The sequence below is a fragment of the Occallatibacter sp. genome (assembly GCF_049802275.1).
GTDB lineage: Bacteria > Acidobacteriota > Terriglobia > Terriglobales > Acidobacteriaceae > Telmatobacter.
This window is the reverse complement of record NZ_JBARMD010000719.1, coordinates 1-4780: the sequence shown is the minus strand read 5'-3', so window position 1 is coordinate 4780 and position 4780 is coordinate 1. Positions and strand designations below refer to the sequence as shown.

7 protein-coding genes are annotated in these 4780 nt (G+C 58.4%); 5 read left to right on the top strand and 2 right to left on the bottom strand.

Going from position 1 to position 4780, the window contains the following annotated elements:
• The 4 genes from WA354_RS24195 to queD form a co-directional block, all read left to right on the top strand.
• On the top strand, window positions 1–940 hold a 940-nt coding region (locus tag WA354_RS24195; protein WP_472815591.1), incomplete at its 5' end, for an ATP-dependent DNA helicase.
• A 274-nt stretch (window positions 941–1214) separates the two neighbouring features.
• Complete coding sequence (gene pncA / locus WA354_RS24190; protein WP_472815590.1) at window positions 1215–1844, top strand: bifunctional nicotinamidase/pyrazinamidase; 630 nt, start codon at window positions 1215–1217, stop codon at window positions 1842–1844.
• Between the two features lie 40 nt (window positions 1845–1884).
• The gene (locus WA354_RS24185; RefSeq protein ID WP_472815589.1) at window positions 1885–2154 is read left to right on the top strand and encodes a hypothetical protein; all 270 of its coding nucleotides are present in this window, start codon (window positions 1885–1887) and stop codon (window positions 2152–2154) included.
• A 106-nt stretch (window positions 2155–2260) separates the two neighbouring features.
• Window positions 2261–2638, top strand: coding sequence for a 6-carboxytetrahydropterin synthase QueD (gene queD / locus WA354_RS24180; protein WP_472815588.1), 378 nt, complete (start codon window positions 2261–2263; stop codon window positions 2636–2638).
• A gap of 205 nt (window positions 2639–2843) precedes the next feature.
• Here queD and WA354_RS24175 read toward each other — a convergent pair whose 3' ends face one another.
• Together WA354_RS24175 and WA354_RS24170 are read right to left on the bottom strand one after the other, a co-directional pair.
• Window positions 2844–3419 carry a DNA-3-methyladenine glycosylase I gene (locus WA354_RS24175; RefSeq protein ID WP_472815587.1) on the bottom strand — a complete coding sequence of 192 codons (576 nt, stop codon included), beginning with the start codon at window positions 3417–3419 and terminating at the stop codon, window positions 2844–2846.
• 26 nt (window positions 3420–3445) lie between these two features.
• Complete coding sequence (locus WA354_RS24170; RefSeq protein ID WP_472815586.1) at window positions 3446–4096, bottom strand: hypothetical protein; 651 nt, start codon at window positions 4094–4096, stop codon at window positions 3446–3448.
• Window positions 4097–4152: 56 nt separating this feature from the next.
• Here WA354_RS24170 and WA354_RS24165 point away from each other — a divergent pair.
• Window positions 4153–4780, top strand: a 628-nt coding sequence (locus tag WA354_RS24165) for a 3-deoxy-D-manno-octulosonic acid transferase (protein ID WP_472815585.1), incomplete at its 3' end; no start/stop codon positions are given.

Here is a 4780-nt window from a genome sequence, read left to right as displayed (position 1 = left end):
CCTTAGATCTGAACTCGAATTTCTGCTGGAATCAAATTCGAGCAACATGGTCTACTGGCTCGAACGCCGCATTCAAGGTGGCGCAAATAATGATCGCGCCTCGTCACCAGGCCGTGGCGGATTCAAGTCGCAATCGCGCCACACCTTCCTACAGGCCACGCCGATCGATGTCTCCGAACTGCTGCACGAGCTGGTCTTCGAAACCATCCCCACCGCGATTCTCACGTCGGCAACGCTCACCGTGCAGGGAGGCTTCGAACACATCCGCAAGCGTCTCGGCATGACCGACGCCCGCGAACTCGTGGTGCCCTCGCATTTCCGTTACGGAGAACAGGCGCTCCTCTATCTGCCTCACAGCATGCCCGACCCGCGCGATCCCGATTTTCCCGAGGCTGCTGCCAACTGCATCCGCCGCGTGCTCGAGCTTTCAAAAGGCCGCGCCTTCTGCCTCTTCACCAGCTACGCGCAGATGCGCGATCTCCACGAACGCCTCATGCCCGTGCTCGACTATCCAATCCTTCTGCACGGCACAGCGCCGCGCAAAGCGCTGCTCGAGCAATTCCGCACCACGCCCAACGCCGTCCTCTTCGGCACCTCAAGCTTCTGGCAGGGAGTGGACGTGCAAGGCGAAGCGCTGAGCTGCGTCATCATCGACCGCCTGCCCTTCGCAGTGCCCAACGATCCTGTAGTGCAGGCCCGCATGAAGGCGATAGAAGAAGCCGGCGGCAAACCCTTCTTCGACTACCAGGTCCCCTCCGCAGTGCTCACCCTGAAGCAGGGCTTCGGCCGCCTGATCCGCTCGCTGGAAGACCGCGGCGTGCTGGTCCTGCTCGACCCGCGCATAACCAAGCAGCGCTACGGCCAGGCGTTTTTGCAGAGTCTGCCTCCATACCGAATGACGGCGACCATCACCGACGTAGAGGCATTCTTCAGCAATTGAGGTTTTGTTATTGGAAATGTCATCCTGAGGCGAAGCCGAAGGATCTGCCCTGAAAATTCCAGCGCAGCGGTGCTTGGGGATTAGGAATACGGAGGGAGCTGCAGCCTTCAGGCTGCTGAAATCATGCGCAAAGAGTTACAGGGCCTTTTAGGCCCGGACACTCCCCCGTACTACTTTTCATGTTCTTCGGGTGGCGCAACGCGCCATAAATGACTGCGGTTGTTTCTAACTCTTCATGTGATCCGATAACGGAGATATTCTGTATGGAGAACAAATGAAGATCACTCCAACCGACGTCCTCCTGGTCATCGACGTGCAAAACGACTTCTGCCCCGGCGGCGCGCTAGCCGTTGCAGACGGCGATGCCGTCATCAACCCCATCCACCGTGTCGCGCAGCATTTCCAGCACATCATCCTCACCCAGGACTGGCACACCCTCGACCACAACTCCTTCGCCTCGGACCACCCCGGCAAAAAGCCCTTCGAGCAAATCAAACTCGCCTACGGTCTGCAAACCCTCTGGCCCGATCACTGCGTCCAGGGCACGCCCGGAGCCGACTTTCACCCCGCGCTTCACCTCACCCGCGCCGAACTCATCCTCCGCAAAGGCTTCCGCCGCACCATCGATTCCTATTCAGCATTCTTTGAGAACGACCGCACCACCGCGACCGGCCTCGCCGGCTACATGCGCGAACGCGGCCTTAACCGTGTCTTTCTCACCGGCCTCGCCTACGACTACTGCGTCGGCTACTCCGCCCTCGACGCCCGCCGCCTGAGTCTGCCTGCAATCGTTCTCCGCGATGCCTGCCGCGCCATCAACCTCAACGGCTCCGTCGTAGAGATCGAGCAGGAATTTAAAGCCACGGGTGTTGAGCTGATGAACATAGCCGATCTCTCCTCCTGACCGCCTCGCCGTAGAATCGCAGCAGGCCTCTTAAACGTCCATGTCCCGCAACTTCTACATCCTTGCCGCCGCACTCGGCTTCTTCGCCCTGCTCTCGGCGGCTATGACGATGATTCCGTCCAGCTTTCAGCCCGGGCTTCCAGCCAATGGCTCGCTCTGGCGAACTGTCGCCCTGCTCATGCTGCTAGCCGGCCTCGCCTGTGCTTTCATTGGCGTGATGAGCAATCTGTTCGAACAGGTGGACCGCCGCAGCGAAGAACAGCGCCAGGCAGCGCGGCAAAAGCGAAAGGATACCCGGCCACCCGATTAATCGTTGATCCCAGCTGATTTACGCGACTCGACTGCAAGCGCAGCCGGGTAGGAACTAGAATCAAATCAGGCGGGGATGCTTTCTCCGCAACAGGATCGGATCGCTGATGTTTGAAGTTACCGTGGAGGCCGGCTTTTCCTCCGGACACTATCTTCGCAACTACCGTGGCAAGTGCGAAAACCCGCACGGGCACAACTACAAGGTGCGCGTGACGCTCCATGGCAAGGAACTGGACCAGGCTGGCTTGCTGCTCGACTTCAAGTTGCTGAAGCAGGTGATGCGCCCCGTCGTCGACCGCATCGATCACCAGATGCTTAACGAGCTTGAGCCGTTCACCGTGCTCAACCCGTCCGCTGAGAACATTGCGAAGTATTTCTACGAGCAGACCAACGAGCAACTCGCCGAGATGACCAATGGCCGCGTGCGCGTAAAAGACTGCACCATCTGGGAGACCGACACCACGACGGCAACTTACTTCGAGTAATCGGCCACCAGTGATGAGTCTCTAGTTCGATAGCGCGCTGAGGTAGCAATCTATTTGATAGCTGTTTTTCAGACCAGCTTGTATCAGGGCACGACTTCAGTCGTGCCAAAAAAGCACGCAAAAGCAAGGGGTTTTAACCCCTGTGCGATTTCGACCAAACACAGATGTTCTGTTGAAATAACTGATCGTTGAAACTCGTATCGATTCACTTCTTCAATGTGTATTTCGCGCAGGCTTTGCGCCGAAAGCATTCAGCCGAATGATCGTTGACCATCCCAGCCGCCTGCATCCACGCATAAACGATCACCGGCCCAACGAACTTGAATCCGCGCCGCCTCAGTTCCTTCGACATTGTGAGTGAGAGCGGAGACTCCGCAGGTACGGGCCCCGTGTTCTGGATAGGCTTTCCGCCTGCGAGATCCCACGCCCAATTAGAAAAATCGATCCCGGCGTTTTTCATTTCAAGGAAGACCCGCGCACCCTGAATCGTGGCCTCGATCTTTGCGCGGGCGCGGATGATGCCGGGATTCTGCATTAATCGCTCGACGTCGGCTTCCTTGAATTTCACGACCTTCACTGGATCGAATTGCCGGAACGCTTGTCGGAAGGCATCCCGCTTGCGAAGCACGATGATCCACGCAAGCCCCGCCTGAAACCCCTCGAGCATCAGCAGTTCCCAAAGCGCACGGCTGTCGAACTCCGGCACCCCCCACTCCTCATCGTGGTAAGCACGCAGCAGCGGATCGCTCTCTGCCCATTTGCATCGATGAATTTCTGCCATAACTCAAGATTAACTGCAGAAGGGCTCTACTTCATGTCCTTCGACTTCGATTTCAAATACGTGTCGAAGGGAATCTCGAAGTAAAAAAGCTCGTTGCCATCGGCGTCGCGCAGCTTGTGCAGGTTCATCTTGGCGCCCACGAGTGGATGATCGAGCTGCGAAACATCGTAGAACAGGAAGCCCGCGCGCGTGGTATGCGCCTCCACTACCAGCGCCTGGTATTCGAACTGGTCGAAATCCTCCTCGATGTCTTTGTTGCTGGCCTTGGGTTTCGTTTTGATCGACGGCAGTGGCCCGGGCAAGGGAATCTTTTTGCCTTCGCGCTCCGTGCGTGTCATCAGCCGCTCCACGTCTTCAGGGTCGGCGGCATTGATCCGATCTCCGCCTGCCGTGTAGAAGAGGATACGCGCGTCGCGCAGCGAGATTGGCTTGTCGCCGTTGTTGGTGACAATCAGTCGCACTGGCATCACGCCATGGCCAAGATAGTCGACGCGGAAAATGGATTCCTTTTCCTTCGTGTCGTAAGGCTCGACAGCGATGGCCACATGCTCTTTGTCGTGGACTTCGACAGCGGGATAAGTGGTGGCGGGCTGCACGGGCGGCGCTAAGTGATTGCTGGCCCCGGCCGCGACCGCCGTCCCAATGACCAGAAGCGCCAGCGCACAAACAACCTTCATCGTGCTCGACTGTATCATTTGAGGGTTAGACCGCTACAACGAGAATTCCGTCACGTATGATTCTCTTTTTCTATAACCTCGCGCTGTTGACGGCCTTGGTGGCTGGGGCTCCGTGGTGGCTGTGGCGCATGGCAACCACGCAGAAATATCGCGAGGGACTTGCAGACCGGCTCGGACGCGTGCCGGATCGGCTGCGGACAGCAAGCGCAAAAGGCAATCCAGTCATCTGGATTCATGCCGTTTCCGTGGGAGAGGTGCTGGCGGTCAGCCGCCTTGTGCAGGAGATTGCCGTCGCTTTTCCCGGATACCGCCTCCTCATCTCCACCACAACCCGCACCGGCCAGGAACTGGCGCGCACCCGGTTCGGCGCCGACCGCGTCTTCTATTGTCCGCTCGACCTGCCCTGGGCTGTGCATGCCTACCTCAAGGCACTGCAACCCCGGATGCTGATTCTCGCCGAGACTGAATTCTGGCCCAACATGCTGAGCGGCTGCTTCCGGCGCGATATTCCCGTTGCCGTGGTCAACGCTCGTATCTCCGATCGCTCCTGGCCGCGGTATCAGATGCTCGTGCGCCTGTGGCGTCCAATACTGGGTCAACTCAGCCGGGTGCTGGCGCAAACAAGCACGGATGCGGAGCGCCTTGTAGAACTTGGCTGCCCGCCGGAACTCGTCAGTGTTTCGG

Bases quoted from the DNA above. Each gene is read 5' to 3' on its own strand.
- WA354_RS24175 (WP_472815587.1), bottom strand. From the start codon at position 3,419: ATGGCAGAAATTCATCGATGCAAATGGGCAGAGAGCGATCCGCTGCTG.
- queD (WP_472815588.1), top strand. From the start codon at position 2,261: ATGTTTGAAGTTACCGTGGAGGCCGGCTTTTCCTCCGGACACTATCTT.
- WA354_RS24170 (WP_472815586.1), bottom strand. From the start codon at position 4,096: ATGAAGGTTGTTTGTGCGCTGGCGCTTCTGGTCATTGGGACGGCGGTC.
- pncA (WP_472815590.1), top strand. From the start codon at position 1,215: ATGAAGATCACTCCAACCGACGTCCTCCTGGTCATCGACGTGCAAAAC.
- WA354_RS24185 (WP_472815589.1), top strand. From the start codon at position 1,885: ATGTCCCGCAACTTCTACATCCTTGCCGCCGCACTCGGCTTCTTCGCC.